The sequence below is a fragment of the Sphingobium limneticum genome (assembly GCF_008710155.1).
In the GTDB taxonomy this organism is placed as follows: domain Bacteria; phylum Pseudomonadota; class Alphaproteobacteria; order Sphingomonadales; family Sphingomonadaceae; genus Sphingobium; species Sphingobium limneticum.
Map to the genome: position 1 here is coordinate 50,536 of NZ_VYPZ01000003.1, position 19,265 is coordinate 69,800.

Below are 19,265 nucleotides of genomic sequence, written 5' to 3' on the forward strand. Positions count from 1 at the left end.
TGCACAGGCAGGGCGGCAGGTGAATCCTTTATTGCGAAGTCCGGTCGGTTAAGGCGACGAACCGTGGTCGTTGCGATTTTCGCTTGGCAACCGCGCACGGCACGCTAGGAAGCCCCCAACGGACAGGTGGCCGAGTGGTTTAAGGCAGCGGTCTTGAAAACCGCCGTGGGTTTACGCTCACCGTGGGTTCGAATCCCACCCTGTCCGCCACCCCTCTCTTGAGAAAGGCGTCAGGCGTAGCTGCTGGGGCCGGTGCCATGCAGGATGACGGGCGGCAGTTCCATCTTGTGAATGCTGGCTTCCGCGATGATCGCCAGCGGATCGACCGGATGGCTGAGCAGCAGGCCGCAGCGATCCGGACCATCCCAGATGACGGTGCCGCACACTTCCAGCCCTTCGGTGATCAGCGTCACCCATTCGCCGATCGGTGGCAGCCAGTTGCCGGTGAGCAGCGCGCCATAGATGGAAATATTGCGAATGGTGACGGTCTGGCTGATGCCGTCCCAGTTCAACGTCGCCTCGACCTCTGCGTCGTAGCGGCTTTCGCGGCGGCGTTCGGCGCGCGCGCGATAGATCATGCTGTCCATAACCTCTCTCCCGGTTGCCCCCCGGGATTAGACCAAAGTCGATCCAGAAGATTGCGGAAGAATGAAAGGGCTTGGTTAACAGCGGATTGAACGGAAAAGGGCCGAACATTACGCCCGGCCCTCCCTTATCAGATCACGCCAGAGCGCCGTGGCAATGCTTGTATTTCTGGCCCGAACCGCATGGGCATGGCGCGTTGCGGCTGATGTCCAGATTGGCATATTCGCCGGCCGGAACGTTGCCCACGGGCGCGCGCGGAATGGTGGTAGTGACGCCGCCGAAGCTGCCGGCGTCGATATCCGCGCTATTATCTTCGCCCGAGAAGGGGTCGATATGGGTGGTGATGAAGTCCGGCAGAACCGGCAGGCCATAATCTTCCAGCGGCGGCTGTTCCATGCGGAACTGCACGCGTGCGATGGAGCCGGTCACATCCTCGCGGATATTTTCCAGCATCCGCTCGAACAAAGCGAAGGCTTCCTGCTTATATTCGTTGATCGGTGTCTTTTGCGCATAAGCGCGCAGATGCACGACCTGACGCAGGGCGTCGAGCGTCGACAGATGCTCCTTCCAATGATGGTCCAGGCTCTGAAGCAGGATCGACTTTTCGATCATGTGCCAGTCGGACGCCTCGACCTCCTTGGTCTTTTCCGCGACGGCTTCGTCGGCCAGCGCCGACAGCCGTTCCTCGATCATTTCGGGGTCTACCGAATCCTCGGCCAGCCAGGCGTCGAAATCAGGCTCAAGCCCAAGAATTTCGGCGGTACGAACTTTGAGGCGCTCCATATCCCACTGTTCGGGATAGGTGCCCGGCGGGCAGGATGCGCCGACCAGATCGTTCACCGTCTCATGGCGCATGTCGATCACGACGTCATCGACGGTGTCGCTGTCCATGATGTCGCTGCGCTGTTCATAGATGACCTTGCGCTGGTCGTTCATCACGTCATCATATTCGACGACCTGCTTGCGGATATCATAGTTGCGGGCCTCGACCTTGCGCTGCGCCGTCTCGATCGCCTTGCTCAGCCATTTGGAAGGCGGCAATGCCTCGCCATCTTCCAGGTTCGACCGGATCATCTTGGCGAACATCGTGTCCGGGCCGAAGATGCGCATCAGATCGTCGTCGAGGCTGAGGTAGAAGCGCGACAGGCCGGGGTCGCCCTGACGGCCCGAACGACCGCGCAGCTGGTTGTCGATGCGGCGGCTTTCATGCCGCTCGGTGGCCAGCACGAACAAGCCGCCGGCGGCCAGCACTTCCTGCTTCTCGACCTCGATCTCGGCTTCGATCCGGGCGATTGCAGCGTCGCGCTCCGGGCCTTCCGGCACGTCGCGCAGCTCGTCTTCGACGCGCATTTCCAGGTTGCCGCCCAATTTGATGTCGGTGCCGCGACCAGCCATGTTGGTGGCGATCGTCACCGCGCCCTTGCGGCCCGCCTGCGCAACGATATGCGCTTCGCTGTCATGGAAACGGGCGTTCAGCACCGCGTGCGGCACGCCTTCCTGCGTAAGGAATTCCGACAGCATTTCCGACTTTTCGATCGACACGGTGCCGACCAGAACCGGCTGGCCCTGCTCCGCATGGACCTTGATGGTCTTGGCGATGCCACGGAACTTGTCATCCAGGTTTTTGTAGAAGCTGTCTTCTTCGTCGATGCGCTGCACTGCCCGGTTGGTCGGGATGGTGACGACGTTCATCTTGTAGATTTCGAAGAATTCCGCCGCTTCGGTCGCGGCCGTACCGGTCATGCCGCCCAGCTTGGGATACATGCGGAAATAATTCTGGAAAGTGATCGACGCGAGCGTCTGGTTTTCCGGCTCGATCTGGACGCCTTCCTTGGCTTCCACCGCCTGATGCAGGCCATCGGACCAGCGGCGGCCATCCATCATGCGGCCTGTGAACTCGTCGATGATGACGACCTTGCCGTCCTTGACGATATAGTCGATGTCGCGGCGGAACATCACGACCGCGCGCAACGCCTGGTTCACATGATGGACGACGGCGGTATTTTCGAAATCATAGAGGTTCGCGCCCTGCAACAGGCCGGCATCCTCCAGCAGCCGCTCGATCTTCTCGGTGCCGTCTTCGGTCAGCGTGACGGTGCGCTGCTTTTCGTCCTTCTCATAGTCGGCCTCGACGATCTGCTTCACGATCGCGTCCACGGCGACGTAAAGTTCCGACTTGTCGTCGGTCGGGCCGGAGATGATGAGCGGCGTGCGCGCTTCGTCGATCAGGATCGAGTCGACTTCGTCGACGATCGCATAGTTGAACGGGCGCTGGACCATCGACGCGCGGTCATATTTCATATTGTCGCGCAGATAGTCGAAGCCGAGTTCGTTGTTCGTCGCATAGGTGATGTCGGCGGCATAGGCGTCGCGCCGCTGATCTTCGCTGATGTTGGGCACGATGACGCCGGTGGTCAGTCCCAGGAAGCGATAGACCTGGCCCATCCATTCGCAGTCGCGGCTGGCGAGGTAATCGTTCACGGTGACGACGTGAACGCCCTTCCCCTCCAGCGCGTTGAGATAGGTGGCGAGTGTCGCGACCAGCGTCTTGCCTTCACCCGTGCGCATTTCGGCGATTTCGCCGCGATGCAGAACGATACCGCCGACCATCTGCACATCGAAATGGCGCATGCCCAGAACGCGGACGGCCGCTTCACGGACCGTGGCGAAGGCTTCGGGCAGCAGCGCGTCCAGCGTCTCGCCATTGGCCAGCCGTTCGCGGAACCGGCTGGTCTGGGCGACCAGTTCCTCATCATTCATCGCCTGCACCGCGCCTTCGAAAGAGGCGATCTGGTCGACGATCTTGCCCAGCGACTTCACATAACGTTCGTTGGACGATCCGAAGATGGACTTGGCGAGTGCGCCGAACATGCAAATTCCTGACAATAGGGGGACGTTCCGCCTCCTTGCGAGAGACGCACGCAGATATGCGCCGCGATTTAGGCACGGCACATCCTTTAGTCAATCAGAGTGCGGCTGAACCCGACCTGTCGTATCGATGTCATGATCGTGCGGCAGGCGGTTTTCGTCGGGCGGTGGCGTCATCAGGGCGCGGGGGGCTTTGCACGTCGCGCACGCTGCGCCACAACGGCAGGGCAAGAGCAAGGGTCGCAAAATTGTATCGTTCGTTCGTCCTGGTCCCGGCGCGCAGTCGTGCCCTGCCGGTCGCTATCCTGGTGGCGATGGCCCTGATTCTATGGTTCGGTCTCACGGCGATCGCGACTCCATTCGACCATGACGAAAGCCAATATGTCGCCGGCGCCTATTTCAGCAGTCGGCTGCTGATCTTCCGCGACTTTCTCTATCTTCAGCCGCCTTTGCACAGTTGGGCCTTCGCGCCGCTGGCCTGGCTGTTCCCCGATCATATGGTGCTGGCGATGCGGCTGGCGACAGCGGTGACGGCAATTTCTACGCTGGCTGCTCTCTGGACGGCGCAGCGTATCGCGGGCGTATCACGCGACGGTGCGGCCATCGCAACGTTGCTGGTGGCGACCACCGCCGCCTTTCAGTTCACCGGCGCTGTGGTGCGCAATGATATGCTGCCGACCTTGCTGTCCGCAATGGGGCTGCTGGTCAGCTTGCTCGCGCTGCGCCATTGCACGCGCCGATATTGGTTTGCGGCGGGTGCGCTGTTCGGCCTTGCCATCGCCACCAAGCTGAATTTCGCGCCGCTGGGCCTGATGACCGGACTATTCGTGCTGCTGACGGGGGGGCGCTGCGGCTTCAAGGCGGCCTGTTTTCTGGCATTGGGGGCTTGCGCGGGCATGGCGCCGATGCTGGTCGCCTGGGCGGCGGCACCGGATGCCTTCTTCTATGGCGTGCTGACCTATGGGGCGACTGCGCCCCATGCCTGGTACGCCGCCAACGGGGCGTTCGACGAACTCGGCACGCTGGAAAAGCTGACCGACCTGCTCAAATATCTGTGGAAAGGGCCGGCGCTCGTTGCGCTCCTTCTGCTCTGTGCCAACTGGATCGCGACGCGGGGCCGCATCCGATCGCCCGGCCGGCGACTGGCGATCTGGATGACGGGCGGCGCGTTGATCGGCGCGGCGCTGCCGACTCCGTCGCAGGTCCAATATGTGATGCCGCTGCTGCCACCGTTGGCGCTGGCGCTGGGCTATCTGCTCGACGATGCGCGGCGCTGGACCTTCACCCGGCGACAGGCGTTGCTGGGGCTGCTTTGCCTGGCCGCCATCCCCGGCATGCTGGCGGCAACCCGCCATGTCGTGGCGATGCTGCGCGCAGGCTCGCCCGTCTTGCAGGCCGATGCCGGTGCGCGCTGGGCCGGTGCGAGCGTGCGCGCCATGGGCGGTGGTGATATTGCCACCCTCTCTCCGCACATGATCCTTGGTAGCGGCCTTGACCTGGACCCGCGCTTTGCCGCCGGTCCCTTCGCCTACCGCACCGGCTGGACGATGGGACCGGTGCTGGCGCGGCAGGTGCATGCGATGATCCCGGCGACGCTGGGCGACATGGACCGCGATCCACCCGCCGCCATCCTGACCGGCTACGAACACGGCACCCGCAAATTGCCGATGCGCCCCGATGACGGCCTGATCGCCTATGCCCGTCGCCATGGCTATCGCATGCTTTCGATGCCCGATGGTGTGGGGCGGCTCTATCTTCGGACCGGCCGCTTTTCCCTGTCGCGCAATGATTGACCCTCGCCCGATTTTGCCGCATTTCGCCCGCTATGACCGATCGCTCCCCCCTCGCCCCCGCCGCCTTCCCGATCCTGCCTGTCATCGATGGGGTGACGCTGCGCAGCGCGCGCGCCGGGTACAAGGCATGGACACGATGCGACCTGACCTATGTGGAACTGGAGGCCGGCACCGCTGTCGCCGGGGTGACGACGCAGAGCAAATGCCCCTCTCCGGAAGTCGAATGGTGCCGTGACGCCATTCCGCTTGGCTCGGCCCGTGCGCTGGTGGTCAATGCCGGCAACGCCAATGCCTTCACCGGCCATCGCGGCCGCGCGGCGGTGGAAGCGATCGCGGCCAAGGTCGCCAATCATCTTGGCTGCCTGCCATCGGATATTTTCGTGTCTTCGACCGGCGTGATCGGCGTGCCGTTGCCGATCGACAAGGCGGAAGCCGGGCTGGAAGCGGCCTTCACCGCCACACCCTGTGGCTGGGAAGAGGCCGCGACCACGATCGGCACGACCGACACCTTCGCCAAGGGCGCCCATGTGTCCGCCATGATCGGCGAGCAGCGCATCGAACTGGTCGGCATCATCAAAGGCTCGGGCATGATCGCGCCGGACATGGCGACGATGCTGGGCTATATCTTCACCGACGCTTCGATCGACCCGGCCCTCCTGCAACAGATGCTCTCCGCCGCCAATCGCAAGACCTTCTCCTGCATCACGGTCGATAGCGATACGTCGACCAGCGACACCGTGCTGGCCTTCGCCACCGGCAAGGCAGGCAATGTTCCGCTCGCATCCATGGACGATGCCGGCGCCGACGCCTTCCATGCGGCGCTGAGCGACCTATGTCGCCAGCTTGCGCATCTGGTGGTGCGCGACGGCGAAGGCGCGAGCAAGTTCATCGATATCAGCGTCGAAGGCGCGGAGAGCGACGAAAGCGCGCATCGCATCGCTTTGTCGATCGCCAACTCTCCGCTGGTCAAGACCGCGATCGCTGGCGAGGATGCCAATTGGGGCCGCGTCGTCATGGCCGTGGGCAAGGCAGGCGAACCGGCCGACCGCGACAAGCTGTCGATCCGCTTCGGCGCGACGCAGGTGGCGACCGGCGGCTTGGCGGTCGAGGGTTATGACGAGGCGCCCGTCGCCGCGCACCTGAAGGGCCAGGACATCGTCATCGGCGTCGACATCGGCCTGGGCGAAGGGCGAGCGCAGGTTTGGACCTGCGACCTGACCCATGGTTATATCTCCATCAACGCGGATTATCGCAGCTGATGCTGGAACTGCATGAACCCGTCGTCGCGCTGATGCGGCAGGTTGGGCGCGACATCGTCATGCCGCGTTACCAGAACCTGTCCAGCGACGAAGTCAGCGAGAAAGCGGCGAACGATTTCGTCACCATCGCCGACAAGGAAAGCGAATTGCGGCTGGCCGACGGGCTGACCGCGATCCTGCCCGAAGCCGGCGTCATCGGTGAGGAAGCCTGCGCCGCCGATCCCGCCATATTGGACCGGGCCGGTCAGGGCCTGAACTGGATCATCGACCCGATCGACGGGACCGGCAATTTTGCAGCGGGCAAGGCACCTTTCGGCATAATGGTGGCGCTGGTCGATGGCGGTACGACGCTGGCCGGCTGGATACTCGATCCGCTGACCGGACGGTTATGCCATGCGATGCTGGGCGGCGGCAGCCATATCGATGGCGAACGGGTGCAGGCGCGCGAGAGTGGTGGCGACCTGCCGATCGCAGCGCTGGCCGTCTATTTCATGCCGGAGGATGAGCGCGCCGACATTCAGCGCCGGTCGCAGGGCAGCTTCACGCTGGTGGATATTCCCCGTTGCGCCGCCGAACAATATCCACGGCTGGTGCTGGGGCAGAATGACGTGTCGGTTTTTGCGCGGACTTTGCCTTGGGATCATGCCGCGGGCACGCTGTTCGTCAATGAGGCAGGCGGTTGCTGCCAGCGCACCGACGGGACGCCTTATATAGTGGGCGACTTGCGGCGCGGGTTGATGGGGGCATCCTCGCCGCGCCTATGGGATCAGGCGGCGGCGACGCTGTTCGGATAGAAGGAAATGTCATGCTGACGATCTGGGGCCGGTTGAACTCGCATAATGTGAAGAAGGTCGCCTGGTTCGCCGACGAAATCGGCCTGCCCTATGCCCGCCATGATGTGGGCGGCGCGTTCGGCATGAACGCTGACTATCTGGCGAAAAACCCCAATGCGTTGATCCCCACGATCGAGGATGGCGACGTCACCTTGTGGGAATCCAATGCGATCCTGCGCTATCTGGCGGCGCGTTACGCCCCTGCCCTATGGCCGGCCAATCCGGCGGAACGGGCGCAGGGCGACAAGTGGATGGACTGGCAATTCGCGTTTGCAGATGCGCAGCGCGACGCTTTCCTGCAACTGGTGCGGCGCGCGCCCGAACAGCGAGATGGACAGCTATTGGCGGCATCGGCGGCGGCATCCGGCGCGGCGATGCGGATATTGGACCGCACGCTGGCGGTGCAGCCGTGGCTTTCGGGTGTCTCTTTCGGTGTCGCGGATGTGCCCATGGGCGTCTACGCCCACACATTCTTCACGCTGGATATGGAGCGGCCCGATGTGCCGCATGTGCGCGCCTGGTACGACCGGCTGCGCGGGCGGCCGGCCTATGCCCAGTCGGTGATGATCCCGCTGACATAGGCCCGCACGCGTTACCGCTTACAGGACGCTTTCGATCCAGCCCTTGAGCGCGCTCTTGGGCGCGGCGCCGACCTTGGTCGCGGCCGCTTCGCCATTCTTGAACAGGATCATCGTCGGGATGCCGCGCACGCCATATTGGCCCGGCGCGTCGGGATTTTCGTCGATATTGATCTTTGCGATGATGACCTTGTCGGCCAGCTCTTCGGAGATTTCCTCCAGGGCCGGGCCGATCATCTTGCACGGGCCGCACCATTCGGCCCAGAAATCGACAAGCACGGGCTTGTCCGCATTGATAACGTCGTCCTTGAAGCTGAGGTCGGTAACTGCCTTGGTGGCCATGAGTGTCTCCTTTACTTGAAGCCTATCTAGGGTGAGCGCGCATCCGGCTCAACGGGTCAGAGCGGCAAATTCTCCTGCGCGGGCACATAGTCGGGCTTGTGCGCCGCGAGCGGCGCGAGGCCCGGCTTGTGCGCCGCCAGCGCTGCGGGTGGTATGACGATCAGCCGGGGCGCGCTGGTGTAGAGCAGTCCAGCCTCGATCGTGCGATCGGGAAAGATCACCTCCAGCGCCGCGACATAGGCGGCCATTTGCCGGATGTGCGGGATCGGGACGTCCGCCAGCGTCAGCGGCGCGACCCGGCCGGTCTTGAAATCGGCGATCTGGATGCGATCGGGACCGATGCACAGCCGGTCGACCGTGCCGGCGATGACCGCTTCGCCCACCACGGCAGCGATCGGCGCTTCGGCCAGCGCATCCGGCCCGAACAGCGCAGCAAAGTCCGGCGCTTCGATCACGCGGAGTGCCTGGTCGATGACGTCATGCCGCTGCGCCGCGTCGGTGACGCCCAGCTGCATCAGCCAGCGATCCGCTGCGTCGCGCCGACGATCAGATGCAATGTCAGGCAACCGTTCGAACAAGGCATGGAGCCAGCGGCCCCGCTCCGCCGCTGCGCGCATCGCGAGGGTCGGCGGCGGATAGGGCACGTCGTCCTCGACCGGAGCTGACGGCGCGAGCGGCCGGGGTGGCCGCGATTCGGCCGGGGCGGGCTGACGCAGCCAAGTCGGCTGATCCAGCGTGACCGCTTCGATCGCGCTTTCAGCCTCCGGAGCCTTGGGCGGCAGCACTTCCGTGCCACGCCAGCGTCGGGTCGCGCCCCAGAGCGGGTCGGCATCCCATTGCGCGCCGAGCGAGATCATCGCGCCCTCGACCGCTGCGTACCAGCTTTCCGGCTTCACCTCCCCCTTGGCACGGGGGCCGAGCGATCCAGCGACGATCAGCCGCTCTTCCGCACGGGTCAGCGCGACATAAAGCAGGCGCCAATGCTCCTCCCGCTCCACCTGCGCGGCGGCTTCGGCGACGTCGCCGATCGGCCCCTGCCGCTCGGGCTTGCGCGGGGCCAGGATCGGCAGGCCGTTCCACACCAGCGAGTCCGCGCGGTTGCCGGCGTCCGGGTCCAGGCAGGCGTCGGCCAGGATCACGATCGGTGCCTGCAACCCCTTGGCACCATGGACGGTCAGCAGGCGTAGCATGTCCCCCTGCGCCGCCGCATCGCGAACGATGTCCACCTCGCCCCGGTCGAACCAGTCGATGAACCGCTGAAGCGATGGGTGGTCGTCGCTTTCGAAGGCGAGCGCGGCGTTCAGCAATTCCTCGATCGGGTCGGCCGCTTCGGTTCCTAGCCGCTGGATCAGGCGACGGCGGCCGTTCATCGGCCCGGACAGGATCGCCTCCAGATAGCGATAGGGGGTCGAGAAATCCGCCATCGCCAACAGGTCGCGCAGCGGTTGCAGCAGAACCTCGTCCCGCGTCTCTCGCAAATGCCGCCACAGTCCGCCCTTGCGGCCGATCAGGCGCGTCATCAACTCGTCCTGGGTCCAGCCGATCAGTGGCGACACCAGCAGTGCGGCGAGGTTCAGTTCATCCTCCGGCTGCACCGCAAAGCGCAGCGCCGCCAGCAGGTCGCGCACCGCCAACGGGCTGTTCAGCCGCAACCGGTCGATGCCTGCGACGGCGACCTTCTCCTCATAGAGACGCGCGACGATCAGGCGTGCCAGCTCGCTACGCCGCCGCACCAGGATCATGATGTCGCCCGCGCGAACCGGCCGACCCCGGCTTTCCAGCATCAGCCCGTCGTCGATCCATTGGCGGATCTGGCGGGCGATCTTGGTCGCCAACGTTCGTTCCTGATCGGCGGCCCAATCTTCTTCACCCTCCGCATCCTCGGACAGGCCAGCGACGACGGGCTTCCAGAGTTGCACTTCGCCGGGATGACGGTTGGCGCTGATGTGGCGGACCTCGCTCGGCGCCATGCCCAGCTTCTGGGCAGTTAGCGTGGCGATGGTGCGATCCACCACGTCCAGCACGGCGGGCGTCGATCGGAAACTTTGGTCCAGCGAGAGGTTGAAAAATTCATGCCCCGACTGGTCTGCATCCCGGTTGAACAGCAGGCGGGCGGCTTCGAAATTGGCCGGGCTGGTGCCCTGAAAACCGAAGATTGCCTGTTTGAAATCGCCCACGGTGAAGATGGTGCGGACCTTCTCCCCCGGCTCCCATTCGGTTGCGAAAAACTCTTCGGCAAGGGTGCGGACGATCCGCCATTGCGCGGCATTGGTGTCCTGCGCTTCGTCCACCAAGATATGGTCGATCCGCTGGTCCAGTTTATAGCGTATCCATTCCGCAATGCCCGGCTGTTCCAGCAGCGATGCGGTGCGCGCGATCAGATCGTCGAAATCGACCGCGCCCGCCAGTCGCTTGCCCTGCGTGTAGGCACGGGCATAGGCGCGACCGGCATGCAATGCCTGCGCCAACAAGGCGGCATAGTCGGCGCGCAGCTTCATCGCGATCAGCGCGCCGCTGCGCTCATGCAGCCGCGCCGCCATCTCGATATAGCCGTCGACCGGTGGCACCCACCCCTTGGCATCGATCAGGTCGCCGTCCGCCTTGGCCCAGGCGCGGTGCAGGTCGATGAGCGTCGCAGCCCGACCCGCCGGGTCCAGCGCCCGCCAGGCCGCGATGCGATCGCACCGCTCCAGCCCGCGTCCCTTGCCCCAATTCACATTGGCCCGCACGATCCCGTCCAGCGTCCGCACATCGAACATCGCATCGGAACATTGGTCGCCAAGCCATTGATCGATATCGCCATCGGGCAATTCCAGTTCGGCCGCCAGCCATGGCCCGATCGCGTCGGGCAGTTCGTCCAGCGCATCGCCCTTGGCCGCGCAGCGCAGCAGAAACTGTTCCGCGCCGCCCTCGCCCAGCCGCAGGCTGATCGCCTGCAACGCGCCGATCAGCGCATCATCGCCCAGATCATGCGCCTGCACCACCATGTCCGCCAGCGTCTGCCGGGCCAACCCGGACTGTTCGCGCTGGTCGAGCGGGCGAAAGCCCGGCGTCAGTTCGGCTTCCAGCGGAAAAGCGGTCAGCAATTGCTGGCAAAAGCCGTGAATGGTCTGGATGCGGAGGCCGCCGCCGGTGGATTCCAGCACTTCGGCGAAGAGGCGCCGGGCCTGTTCCTGCTGCTCCGGCCCATGATCTTCACCCAGTGCGATCAGGTCACCCGCCAGCGCGGGGCCATCCATCTGCACCCATGCCGCCAGTCGGTCATGGATGCGGTCCGCCATTTCCGCGGCGCCCGCCTTGGTGAAGGTCAGGCACAGGATATTTTCCGGCCTCACGCCTTGCAGTAGCAGGCGGAAGACGCGGGCGGTCAGCACATGGGTCTTGCCCGTGCCGGCCGATGCCGACAGCCACACATGCGCGTCGGGCGCGGCGGCCCGCGCCTGATCGCCCAGCAATTTCTGAAGCGCGCGCGTCTTAGCCATCGTCGCGGCCATACCATTCCTCCAGCCGCATCAGCTGGTCATAATCGCCATAATTGGCGACTTCGGGGTTGATCTCCGCCCGGAAAGGCGCGGTGCCCAGCAGGAAGGCGTTGGCCAGTTCCTCGAAATGCTCATGGGCGTGGGCGGTGAACTGGTCGGTGACGATCTTGTCACGCTTGCCCAGCGGATCGACCGGACGTTCGCGATAGCCGAACTGGTCGCCCTTCTTGGCCAGCGACCAATATTCGAAATCGCCGGCCTTGGGTTGCGATCCCAACCCATCGAATCCGCCCATCTCGGCGATGATGCCCAGCAACCCCAATTGCAGGGAAAAGCCGGCCTTCACCTGCCGCGCGCTGGGCGGCTTGCCGGTCTTGTAATCGATGATGCCGATGCGCCCATCGGCGAGGCGATCGATCCGGTCGGCCTTGCCCATCAGCGTCACGCCGGCAATGTCGGCTCGCCCTTCCCGCTCGACCGCCAGGATGGTGCGGCCTTCCGCCTTGTCCTTCACCACTTCGGCCGCGATCCAGCGGATCGCTTCGATCAACCGGGGCTGCCACAGGGCCTTGAGCAGCGGGTGGACGTCCGGCTGGTCGAACATGGCGCGTGCGCGCTCTTCCAGATCGGCGGGGTCCAGCGTTCCGGCTTCCGCCCAGCGCTGGAGAATGTCGTGGACCGCCGTGCCACGCCAGGCCGGACCGGCATCGGCATCGACCGGATCAAGCCGGGCCAGGCGCAACACCCGCTTGGCGTAGAAGGCGAACGGGTCAGCCTTCAGCCGATCGACATCGGTGACCGGAATGAGGTTCGGTCGCACGGAAGAGGGCGGTGCAGGCGCTGGGCGTTCGGCAGGGCGATGCGCGCCGGGCGCATCCATCGCCTGCGCCAGCATCGCGTAGCGCTGCGCCGATTTCCATTGCGGTCCGGCCATGGCCTTCAGGCGCAACCAGAAGCGTGAAGCAACCGCCGGCCCGCCGCTCCCCCGCCGCGCGCGGGTGATAAGGACATGCGGCGCGCCGAGTGCGCTGGCGAAATCATGCGCGGCAAGGCCGATCCGCATTTCCAGCCCCGGCAACCCCAGTTCGCGCCGAATGCGCGGCGCCAGCCATGGGTCGGGCGACGGCAGGCCCGGCCATGTGCCTTCGTTCAGGCCGCCCAGGATCATGAGGTCGGCCTGCATCAACTGCGCTTCGATCAGGCCCAATATGCTGATGCGCGGATGGCCGCCCTGTGGCGGGCGCACCGATACGCCGCCCAGCATATGGTCCAGCAGCACTGGCAAGGCGCGCGGATCGGCCTGGCGCGGGCCTTCGGGCGCGGCAGCCTCCATTTCGGCGAACAGGTCGGCGGCGGCGTGACCCTGATGGCCGGACCAGACGGCATCGCCTGACAATGCCCCGGCCTGCTCGCGCAAGGCCGCCAGTTGCTCGCCAAGGTCGATGGCCCGGTCAAAGCCGCTTTCCAACGGCTCCAGCAGGGCGCGGGCCTGCGGCCACCACTCCCGTACCGCCTCGCGCAGCACCCGCTGGCGGTCGTCCGGGCGTGGGAGCAGCAGCAGGTCGATGCCGTGCAGCCCTGCCTGCGGCCGCGGTCCGCGCAGCAGCAGGTCGAGCGCGCGTACGCCTTCCAGCCAGCCAAGCCGTCCTTCGCCACGCATGACCAGCGGATGTTTCAGTAGCGTCAGCAGCGGCACCGGCGCGAAGCGTTCCGCGACCGCCTCCGCCATGGTGATCAGCAGTGTACCGGGGAGCAGGCGCGAGAGAGGCTGACCGGCGGAATCGTCGGCCGCTATGCCCCAGCGGCGCAGATGAGCGGACACGCGCGTCGCCAGTTGCCGGTCGGGCGTCACCAGCGCAGCAGTGCGTTCGGGCGTTTCCAGAGCCTCGCGCAGGGCGATGGCGATCGCCTGCGCCTCCTCGCCCGGTGTCGCGACTTCCAGTGCTTCCACGCCGCTCAGAGATCGGTCGGCGGTCTTCAGGTCGCGCCACCGACTGGTCAGCCGGGGTGGGAGCATCGCGTTGGAGATATTGCGGCTGCGCACCGCACGGGCATCATGCTCGCTGCCCCAGCGCCAGTTGGCGACATCCTCGCGCGTTGCGCTCATGGCGTCGAGCAGGCGCTTCAGCGCATATTGGGGATGGCTTTCATGGCCGGACGGCGCGCGACCGGTGACGGGATCGGCGTCGAACGGACCGATAGCCTGCCATGCTTCCTCATCCATATGCTGGTCGAGGCCGGCGAACACGACCATGCCGTTCGCCATCATGCCGATCCGGCGGAGCAATGCAGCGACAGCGGGCGCGGTGGAGGCGATGCCCGCCGCCGCCACGAAGCCGGCAGGCGGATGCGCACCCCAGCGCACCGTCAGCCGATCGAACAGCCGGTTCCGGCGATCGGCCAAGTCGATGCAACCGGTCCGGGCCAGTTCCATCGGCCACTGCGCGATCAAAATTTCGAACATGGTCAACGACGTCTGCCAATGTTTCGACAGTTCGTCGGACAGTTGCAGCTTGTGCAGCGCGCTCAGCGGCACTCGCTCCACCTGCATCTGATCCAGCACGGCGCCCAACGCCTGCCCCAGCAGCAATGCCTGGCCCGCATCGATGTCTGGCTTGGCCGCCTGTACCATCCGCGCCAGGATCATCTGCCGGCGCATCGGTGCGATCGCGGGCGGCACCGCGTCTTCCTCACCCAGTGGATCGAGCGCGCCGCCGACCTGTTCCCCAAGCTCCGGATCGCCGATCGCGACTAGGCGCGGCAACAGCAGACCGCCGTTTGACTGGCGCACGAAGGCGTCGCTGACGGCACGGATCGCCCGGTTGTTGGGCAGCAGCACCATGCCCTGCGCCAGCGCCATCGGATCGCCGCGATGCTGCGCCAGCAGGCCCGCTACCAGCGCATCGGCAAAGGCGCGATGCGCGGGGATGGTGAACAAAGCGGGTTGGCTGCGCTCACCCATGAGCGAGCATCGACTCCACGACGGGAATGGCCTGCGGCGTGCCGACATCGAACCAAAGGCCCTGATGCGACACGCCGTAAAGACGGCCCGCCTCGATCGCGCGGTTCCAGAAGATGTTGGTGGAAAAGACATCCGCCGGCGGATCGATCAGCAGCGATGGCGTCATGATCTGCACGCCGGTAAAGACGAACGGCGCGACATGGGCGGTCTTGCGCCGGGTCAACCGGCCGGTCGGGTCCATATGGAAATCGCCCGGCCCCTTGTGACAGTTCGCCCGCGCCAGCGGCACTAGCAGCAGCAGCGCGTCCATCTTGTCCGGGTTCCAGATACGCTGCATCATGCCCAGCGTTTCCTGCGGCCCGTCGATCCACAAATTGTCGCTATTGGCGCAGATGAACGGCGCGTCGCCCAGCAGCGGCTTTGCCTTGATCAGCCCGCCACCGGTTTCCAGCAGCTTGGCCCGCTCGTCCGACACGGCGAAATCCAACCCGCATTTGCGCGCTTTCAAATGCGCCTCGACCGTGTCGGCCAGATAATGGACGTTCACCACTACCTTCCTGATGCCGCCCGCCTCCAGCCGGTCCAGCGCATGGTCCATCAGCGGCTTGCCCGCGACCTTGACCAGCGGCTTGGGCCGGGTCGCTGTCAGCGGACGCATGCGCTTGCCCAGCCCGGCGGCCATCAGCATGGCGGTGTCGATCATGCGGGAATATGCTCCTCGAGCGCAGCATGGCGCTTGTCGGCGGGAATATTGGCGGCGAACCAGTTGGCGACGGGCGCCAGGGCCGGATGCTGGAGGTCGCGCTCCAGCAGGCTCCACATACGCGGCAGGTAAGACAGGTAACGCGGCTTGCCATCGCGTTTCCACAGGCGCGTGAAAATGCCGATGATCTTGGCATTGCGCTGCGCACCCAGCACCGCATAGGCGGCGTCGAAATCGGCCGGCGGATTGGCGACAGTCTTGTAATGGGCGAGCATCGCGGCTTCGACGTCGATTGGCACGTCGCGTCGGGCATCCTGCAACAGCGACACCAGATCATAGGCCGGGTGGCCGGCCAGCGCATCCTGGAAGTCGAGCAGGCCCAGGCCATGGGAGGCCGGCCCGTCGATCAACATGATATTTTCGGCATGATAATCGCGCAGCACCGTCACGGTGGGGCTGGCCGACTGTTCCACGATCGGCAGCACCGCGTCCCAGGCGCGGGCATAGCCGTCTGCATCGACGTCAATGCCGATCGCCGGGCAATACCATTCGGTCAGCAGCCCGGCCTCGCGCTGATAGACGGCCCGGTCATAGGGCGGCACATCGGCGGCGGGCAATGTGTGCAGGTCACCCAGCAGGTCGATCGCGCGGGCATAGACGGCCAGTTCGGCGTCAGGCGCCTCGTCCAGATGTTCCTTGACGCGCAGGTCGCCGAAATCCTCGATCAGCACCAACCCTTGCGTCAGGTCGCGCGCCAATATCCGCGGCGCGGCGAAACCGTCGGCCAGCAGATGTTCGGCGATGGCGATGAAGGGGCGCGGATCTTCATGGGGCGGCGGCGCGTCCATCAGCACGGCGCGGCGGCCGCCGTCCAGCACGCGGAAATAGCGGCGGAAGGATGCGTCGCCGGCGAGCGGGACGATGGCGGCCCCATCCCATCCCGCGTCGGCGAGGAAGGCGGGCGCGGTGGCGGGGGGGATCATATCTGTGACCATCGATCCGTCCAAGCGTCCGGCACGTCCGCTGTCAAGCGCCGCGCGTTATCTTCCGTAAAGTCGATGTTAAGGCGCAGGGCATGGCCCCAAAGCCCATCGCCCAGCCGGTCGGGCCATTCGATGATGAGCAGACTGTCCATCAGATAGTCGCCCAGCGCCAATTCCTCGGCCTCTTCCGGCGCATCCAGCCGATAGAGATCGACATGCGCGACCGGCAGGCGCACGTCCGGCACGTCATAGGGCTGGACGATGGCGAAGCTGGGACTGGGCGCTTCGCCCTCCAGACCCAAGGCTTCCAATATGCCGCGCGCCAGCGTCGTCTTGCCCGCGCCAAGCCCGCCTTCCAACGCGATGACGTCGCCGATCCGGGCATGGATCGCAATCCGCCGACCCAGATCCAGCATCGCAGCCTCACCGCTCAACTCCATCACTATCTCAGCCACGGGGCAATTCGATCACCACCATGGTGCCCTGCCCGGCTTCCGACACCAGTTGCAACGTGCCGTCATGTGCCTCCGCCAGTTGCCGCGCGAGTGGGAGGCCGATACCGGCCCTGCCACCATTGCGCGCCTGCCCTGCGCGGGCAGCGGGATCGAAGATGGCGGTCTGCTGCGGCGCGGCAATACCGGGACCATTGTCTGACACGACGATGCGCGCCTTTTCGCTTGTGCCGTCACCATGCAGCAGGATGCGCGCACCCTTGCCGCAATAGCGGATCGCATTTTCCAGCAGATGGTCGATCGCCTGACCTATCCGGCGCGCATCGCCCTGCACCGCGCCCAGGCTCTCCTTCAACGCGATCTCGATCTCTATGCCCTTGGCGGTGGCGTCCATCGTCATCCGGCTGGCGCTGTCCTGCACCACCTTGGCCAGATCGACCCGCGCATGTTCGATCGGCAGCGTGCCGACCTCCCCCTGTGTCAGGTCCAGCACATTGTCGATCAGCATCGACAGGCGCGCCGTGCTTTGCAGTATGCCATCGACATAGCCCTGTGCCGGCACGCTCAACTCGCCTGCATAGCCCGCGCTCATCATCTCGGCGAAACCGGAAATGGTGGTCAGCGGGGTGCGCAATTCATAGCTCATATTGGTGACGAAGGCGGTCTTGACCTTGTCCGCCTGCTCCAGCGCCTCGTTCCGGTCGCGCAGCACCTGCTCGACGCGGCGGCTGTCGGTCACGTCCAGCATCGTGAAAAGCGCGTTGCCGTCCGGCAACGGAATGGCGGCGAATTCGAAGATGCGCCCATCGGCAAAACCGACATGACCGATGCGCTGTTTGCGCTCGACCGTGGCGGCGCGCACAAGTTCACGTACCAGATTGGCCTGCTGCGGCTTGGCCAGTTTTGATTGGACCGCGCGCATCAGATCGTCGATGCGCGGATGACCGGCGAGCAGATCCTCGCTCGCGCCCCAGATGGTGCGGAACCGGCTGTTCCACATCTGCAACTTGCCGTCCGACGAGAAGACGCCGATCGATTCGAACAGATTGTCGAACGTCGCGGTCCGCACCCGGAGCAGCGTGTCGCGCGCGCTCGACAATTGCACCTGCTCGGTGCGATCCTCGAAAATCAGCAACAGGCCGCCATCGGGCAGCGGCTGCGCATAGACGCGCAGATGCGTGCCGTCCTGCAACAGCCAGTTTTCCTCCAGCGGGTTGGGCGACAGGAACCATTGCCGCCTTTCGGTCCGCCAAGCCGGGAAATCGCGATGTTCGGGAATACGGCGCGCGTCGCGCATCTGGTCCAGCACGCGCTCGAACAAAGGCGCATCGGTCAGCGCGTCCTGGCGCAGGCCGAACAGGCTGATGAAGGGCTGGTTCCAGAAGCGCAGCGCCCGGTCCGGACCAAAGCGCGCCACGCCGGCCGACAGACGATCGAGCAGGTCGCGCTGCGCCGTTTCCAGTCGCCGATGCTCGGTCCGCGCCTGTTCCAGTTCATGCTGGTCGACCGCATAGCCCGCCACGCCGGCCGGCCCCAACGGCACGTCCACGACTCGCATCGTGCGCCGTTCACCGTCGATCGTGGCGGGCACCATGCGCTCGATCGGCTCGTCGCGGGCGATCGCATCGGCGGCGGCGGCCTCGGGTGTCAGGCCCGCCACCGTTTCGACCAGTTCGGTGCCATGGGCGATGACATCGGCCGCGCCCGACGCATCGACCGCGCGCACATAGGCGCTGTTGACCAGGCTGAGGCGCAGGTCCGGCGTGCGATGCCACATCGGGAAGGGCGCAGCCTCGACCAGTCCCGCCAAAGCCTCCAGTGCGTCGCGCAATTGCTCGACATGGCCGCGCAGAGACTGGATTTCGGCCTGGCTGTCGGTCGCGTCGAAAATCCACAGGATGACGCCACCGCTCGCCGCGATGCCCGGCCCGGCGGGGGCGCCGCGCACCAACAGCAGGCGTGACGAGCCATGGCCGCGCACCGGGAGGGAGAAGCTCTTCCCCGCCCGCTGGGCCGAAGCGATCTCCTGCGCCAGCACGATCGCATCTTCCGGCTCCAGCCCGCCATCGGGGGCGGTCAGTTCGGAGGCGAAGGTCGGCACACGCGGCTTGCCCAGCCATTTGGCGAGGCGGTCGGCCGCTTCCAGCCGGCCGTCGGGATGGATGATGATCGGCGCGGCGGGGGCCGACGCCAGCAAGGTCGTCAGCCGATCCAGCTTGCCCTGCGCCTGCGTCCCTTCACGGCGCATCCGCTGTCCGCTGAGCAGCGCCCAGACCGCCGCGCCCAGCCATCCGGCCAGCACCACGCCGAAGATGATCGCGGCATAGGGCGACAATGTCGTCATGACATCCGCCCCTTGCGCGCCCTAGCCTGCCTGTCCCTGTTCATAAGCCGACCGGGCCTAAACCAGAACGGCGCCATGGCC

General features: G+C 65.4%; 13 protein-coding genes and 1 tRNA gene. 5 read left to right on the top strand and 9 right to left on the bottom strand.

The genetic code is table 11. From position 1 onward, the window contains the following. The first annotated feature begins 120 nt into the window (after positions 1-120). Positions 121-210 (top strand) — tRNA-Ser (locus tag F4U94_RS04945). 20 nt (positions 211-230) lie between these two features. On the opposite strand, the gene F4U94_RS04950 is transcribed toward F4U94_RS04945, so the two are convergent. Together F4U94_RS04950 and secA are read right to left on the bottom strand one after the other, a co-directional pair. Beyond that, complete coding sequence (locus F4U94_RS04950; RefSeq protein WP_120250135.1) at positions 231-587, bottom strand: PilZ domain-containing protein; 357 nt, start codon at positions 585-587, stop codon at positions 231-233. A gap of 133 nt (positions 588-720) precedes the next feature. Continuing rightward, complete coding sequence (gene secA / locus F4U94_RS04955) at positions 721-3,456, bottom strand: preprotein translocase subunit SecA (RefSeq protein WP_120250134.1); 2,736 nt, start codon at positions 3,454-3,456, stop codon at positions 721-723. A gap of 245 nt (positions 3,457-3,701) precedes the next feature. Between secA and F4U94_RS04960 the strand changes: the two genes are divergently transcribed. Genes F4U94_RS04960 through F4U94_RS04975 form a run of 4 tightly spaced genes read left to right on the top strand, consistent with a single transcriptional unit; the run spans position 3,702 to position 7,919 of the window. After that, positions 3,702-5,246, top strand: a complete 1,545-nt coding sequence (locus F4U94_RS04960; RefSeq protein ID WP_249042030.1) for an ArnT family glycosyltransferase — start codon at positions 3,702-3,704, stop codon at positions 5,244-5,246. Positions 5,247-5,278: 32 nt separating this feature from the next. Then, on the top strand, positions 5,279-6,505 hold the full coding sequence (gene argJ, locus F4U94_RS04965) for a bifunctional glutamate N-acetyltransferase/amino-acid acetyltransferase ArgJ (protein ID WP_150411854.1): 1,227 nt from the start codon (positions 5,279-5,281) through the stop codon (positions 6,503-6,505). Then, on the top strand, positions 6,505-7,299 hold the full coding sequence (locus F4U94_RS04970; RefSeq protein ID WP_427772082.1) for an inositol monophosphatase family protein: 795 nt from the start codon (positions 6,505-6,507) through the stop codon (positions 7,297-7,299). Before argJ ends, F4U94_RS04970 begins: the two co-directional genes overlap by 1 nt. Positions 7,300-7,310: 11 nt before the next feature. After that, on the top strand, positions 7,311-7,919 hold the full coding sequence (locus tag F4U94_RS04975; RefSeq protein ID WP_120250132.1) for a glutathione S-transferase family protein: 609 nt from the start codon (positions 7,311-7,313) through the stop codon (positions 7,917-7,919). A gap of 18 nt (positions 7,920-7,937) precedes the next feature. Here F4U94_RS04975 and trxA read toward each other — a convergent pair whose 3' ends face one another. The 7 genes from trxA to F4U94_RS05010 are packed head-to-tail and all read right to left on the bottom strand — an operon-like array spanning position 7,938 to position 19,184. After that, on the bottom strand, positions 7,938-8,258 hold the full coding sequence (gene trxA, locus F4U94_RS04980) for a thioredoxin (RefSeq protein ID WP_120250131.1): 321 nt from the start codon (positions 8,256-8,258) through the stop codon (positions 7,938-7,940). A gap of 56 nt (positions 8,259-8,314) precedes the next feature. Beyond that, positions 8,315-11,752, bottom strand: coding sequence for a double-strand break repair helicase AddA (addA, locus tag F4U94_RS04985; RefSeq protein WP_150411855.1), 3,438 nt, complete (start codon positions 11,750-11,752; stop codon positions 8,315-8,317). Further along, positions 11,733-14,702: a double-strand break repair protein AddB gene (gene addB, locus F4U94_RS04990; RefSeq protein WP_120250129.1), complete on the bottom strand. Its 2,970-nt coding sequence runs from the start codon at positions 14,700-14,702 to the stop codon at positions 11,733-11,735. The genes addA and addB overlap by 20 nt, the downstream gene beginning before the upstream one ends. Then, positions 14,695-15,405, bottom strand: a complete 711-nt coding sequence (locus F4U94_RS04995) for a nucleotidyltransferase family protein (RefSeq protein WP_120250128.1) — start codon at positions 15,403-15,405, stop codon at positions 14,695-14,697. The genes addB and F4U94_RS04995 overlap by 8 nt, the downstream gene beginning before the upstream one ends. Continuing rightward, positions 15,402-16,388, bottom strand: coding sequence for an aminoglycoside phosphotransferase family protein (locus tag F4U94_RS05000; RefSeq protein ID WP_120250127.1), 987 nt, complete (start codon positions 16,386-16,388; stop codon positions 15,402-15,404). The genes F4U94_RS04995 and F4U94_RS05000 overlap by 4 nt, the downstream gene beginning before the upstream one ends. Then, the gene (gene tsaE, locus F4U94_RS05005) at positions 16,385-16,828 is read right to left on the bottom strand and encodes a tRNA (adenosine(37)-N6)-threonylcarbamoyltransferase complex ATPase subunit type 1 TsaE (RefSeq protein WP_425505060.1); all 444 of its coding nucleotides are present in this window, start codon (positions 16,826-16,828) and stop codon (positions 16,385-16,387) included. The genes F4U94_RS05000 and tsaE overlap by 4 nt, the downstream gene beginning before the upstream one ends. A gap of 7 nt (positions 16,829-16,835) precedes the next feature. After that, on the bottom strand, positions 16,836-19,184 hold the full coding sequence (locus tag F4U94_RS05010; RefSeq protein WP_120250125.1) for a sensor histidine kinase: 2,349 nt from the start codon (positions 19,182-19,184) through the stop codon (positions 16,836-16,838). Positions 19,185-19,265 lie beyond the last annotated feature (81 nt).